Origin of the sequence: Nocardia sp. NPDC051052 (genome assembly GCF_044456045.1) — a bacterium.
In the GTDB taxonomy this organism is placed as follows: Bacteria; Actinomycetota; Actinomycetes; order Mycobacteriales; family Mycobacteriaceae; genus Nocardia.
On the sequence record NZ_JBITFL010000040.1, the window covers coordinates 1 to 3884 of the forward strand.

The 3884-nt window shown below is 71.2% G+C and carries 1 protein-coding gene; it reads left to right on the forward strand.

Annotated features, from left to right (window positions below; genetic code table 11):
* Positions 1–3884 (forward strand): SDR family NAD(P)-dependent oxidoreductase (locus tag ACIBCN_RS44430; protein ID WP_396998909.1); only part of this gene is annotated, 3884 nt, incomplete at both ends.

A 3884-nucleotide genomic window follows, 5' to 3' on the forward strand; every position in this document is an offset into this window, starting at 1 on the left:
GTCCTGTTCCACCCGGTCATACACACACTGCTACCCACCAACACCACCTTCATCGAACCGAGCCCACACCCGGTACTCACGGCAGCCATCCAGGACATCGCCGACACTGCGGACACCACAGTCACCACCATCGGCACCCTCCGCCGCGACCAGGGCACCGGCACCGACCTGCGCACCGCTGCCGCGAACGCCTGGGCGCACGGCGTCCGCATGGACTGGACCACGCAGTTCCCCGACGCACGCCGAATCCCCTTGCCCACCTATCCCTTCCAGCGCACCCGTTACTGGCTCGACGCCCCGTCCGGGAAGGTCGCCGGCGACGGCGCTGCCGACGCCGGGTTCTGGGCGGCGGTGGAGGCGGACGACGCGGACGCGGTCGCGACCGTACTCGGTCTGCCGGAGAACCGACCCGACTGGCTCGCGCAGGCGACGCCCGCGCTCGCGCGCTGGCGTGAATCACGTCGCGCGACTACGGAACTCGACGCCCTGCAGTACTCGGTCGAGTGGACACCGTCGAGCATGATCGACGGTGCGGCACCGGCGGGAACGTGGCTCGTTGTCGTACCGGATACCGCCGACGAGCCCGCCTGGGCACCGGCGGTGCGCCATTCGCTGCGCGCGGGCGGTGCGGAGCTCATCGAACTGCGGCTCGGCACCGAAGATCGCGCGGCGCTGCGCGAACGGCTTCCGCACTCCATCGACGGGGTGCTGTCGCTGCTCGCGCTCGACGAGACGACGAACGCGGACAGCCAGGCGCTTCCGGCAGGTACCGCCCGGACGCTGACGCTGGTCCACGCGCTCGCCGACGCGGGTCTCGAGGTTCCGCTGTGGATCCTCACCTCGGGCGCGGTCGCGGTGAACCGGATCGACGGCCTGTGCAATCCCGTGCAGAGCCAGGTGTGGGGGCTCGGCCGCGTAGTCGCGCTGGAGCAGCCCGAACTCTGGGGCGGACTCGTCGACGTCACCGCCGAGCCGGGCGCCCGGGTGGTCACGCTTCTGCTCGCGGTGCTGGCCCAGCGGACCGAGGATCAGGTCGCGATCCGTGAAACCGGTGTGTTCGCACGCCGATTGGTGCACACGGCGACCGCCATTCCCACCACCGAGCAGCACGTAGCGCGTGACACGGTGCTCATCACCGGTGGCACCGGCGCGCTCGGCGCACAGGTTGCGCGGCGGTTCGCCCTGGAGGGGGCACGTCATCTGGTGCTCGCCGGTCGGCGCGGACCGCAGGCACCCGGCGCGGACGAGCTCGCCACCGAATTGCGGGCCCTCGGCGCCGAAGTCAGCATCGTCGCCTGCGACCTCGGTGACCGCGCGGCCGTAGCGCAGATGCTTGCGCGATTCCCGGTGACCTCGGTGATCCACGCCGCGGGCCTGCTCGATGATGCGGTGGTCGACAGCCTCACCATCGACCAGCTGGACCGGGTGCTACGGGTGAAGGCCGAGGGCGCGCGGCACCTGCACGAACTCACCACGGAGCTGGAATTGGACGAATTCGTCCTGTTCTCCTCGATTTCCGGGATTCTCGGCATCCCCGGTCAGGGCGGCTACGCGCCGGGCAACGCCTATCTGGACGCGCTGGCCGAACATCGCCGCCGGCTCGGCCTTCCGGCCACCTCCTACGCGTGGGGCCCGTGGGCGGGCGAGGGCATGGCCGCAGTCGATGGTGTGGCGGATCGACTACGCCGCCACGGTGTGCCGCCCCTCGCGCCCGACCACGCGCTGACGATTCTCGCCCGCGGCGCGGCGCAGCACCGGACCACCCTCATGGTGGCCGATTTCCAGTGGGACCGTTTCTTCCTCGCCTACACCGAGGCGCGCCGACGGCCGCTCATCGAGGACCTGCCCGAGGTGCGCGCGCACCTGGACGCGGTCGCGGGCGGCCGGAACGACGAACCCGCCGCCGGGCTGGCCGCACGGGTGCGCACGCTGCCGACGACACAGCGGGCGGCGGCGGTGCTCAAGGTGGTGCGAGCGCAGGTCGCCGCGGTGCTCGGCCATGCCGACCCGCTGGCCGTCGATGCCGAAAGGCCCTTCCACGAACTGGGATTCGACTCGCTCACCGGCGTGGAGCTGCGCAACCGGCTGACCGCCGAGGCCGAGGTGCGGCTGCCGTCGAGCCTGGTGTTCGACCATCCGACGGCCGCCGCGGTCACCCGCTATCTCGAATCCGTGCTGCTCGGCACCGACGACACCGAGCCGCATCCCATGCTCGCCACGGCGAGCGACGACGACCCGGTGGTGATCGTCGCGGCGGCGTGCCGCTATCCGGGCGGGATCGACTCCCCCGAGGGGCTGTGGCAGCTTGTCGTCGACGGCGGCGATGCCATCGGCGACTTCCCCACCGACCGCGGCTGGGATCTCGCACGGCTGCTGCCCGAGGTCCCGGGTGGGCCGGGGACCTCGGCGACAGGTCGCGGTGGGTTCCTGCACGATGCGGCGGATTTCGATGCGGCCCTGTTCGGCATCTCGCCGCGCGAGGCGCTCGCGATGGACCCGCAGCAGCGACTACTGCTGGAAACCTCCTGGGAACTGTTCGAGCGCGCGGGCATCGATCCGATGTCGTTGCGCGGCAGCGATACCGGCGTATTCGTCGGCATGTCCTATCACGACTATCAGACCAGGGTCGCCGAGCCGCCGGAGGATCTCGAGGGCTATCTGCTGACGGGTGCGACACCCAGTGTCGCCTCGGGCCGCATCTCCTACACCTTCGGTCTCGAGGGCCCGGCCGTCACCATCGACACGGCGTGTTCGTCGTCGCTGGTGGCGCTGCACCTCGCGGCCGAGTCGGTGCGGCGCGGTGAATGCGCCACCGCGCTGGCCGGTGGTGTCGCGATCATGGCGACGCCGCACATGTTCACCGAATTCAGCCGCCAGCACGGGCTTTCGGCCGACGGCCGATGCAAGGCGTTTGCCCGCGACGCCGACGGGTTCGGCGCCGCGGAGGGCGTTGGTCTGCTGCTCGTCGCGCGACTGTCCGAGGCCAGGCGACGCGGCCACCCGGTGCTCGCCGTCGTGCGCGGGTCCGCGGTGAACCAGGACGGCGCGTCCAACGGACTCACGGCCCCGAACGGCCCGTCGCAGCAACGGGTTATCCGCCAGGCGCTCGCCAACGCCGGGCTGCGGCCCGCCGACGTGGATGCCGTCGAGGCACACGGCACCGGAACACGTCTCGGCGATCCCATCGAGGCGCAGGCGCTGCAGGCCACCTACGGGCGGGACCGCGCGGAGCCGCTGTGGCTCGGCACCGTGAAATCCAACATCGGCCACACCCAGGCCGCGGCGGGCGCCGCCGGGGTCCTGAAAATGGTCATGGCCATGCGGCACGGCATCCTGCCGCGCACACTGCACGCCGTCGAGCCGAGCGCCGACATCGACTGGGACTCCGCCGCAGTTCGCCTGCTGACCGACCAGCGGCAGTGGCCCGACCACGACCGCCCCCGCCGCGCGGCGGTCTCGTCCTTCGGCGTGAGCGGCACCAACGCCCACGTCATCCTCGAAGCACCACCCGTCGTGGACGAGCAGGTGACGGCACGACCCGATCCCGCCGCCGTGCCCTGGGTGCTGTCGGCGAAAACATCTGCGGCACTGCTTGATCAGGCCCGGCGATTGCTGGCGGTCGCCGACCGGGACCCGGCTGACATCGGATGGTCGCTGGCCACCACCCGTGCCGTGCTCGACCATCGCGCGGTCGTCGTCGGCGGTGACCACCACCAGTTGCTGGCCGGGTTGACCGCGCTCGCGGACGGAGCGCAGGCCGAGACCGTTGTCGAAGGCACGGCCGAAGCCGCGGGCAAGATCGTTTTCGTCTTCCCGGGCCAGGGTTCACAGTGGGCGGGCATGGGTGCCGAACTACTCGACAGCTCACCGGTATTCGCCGAATC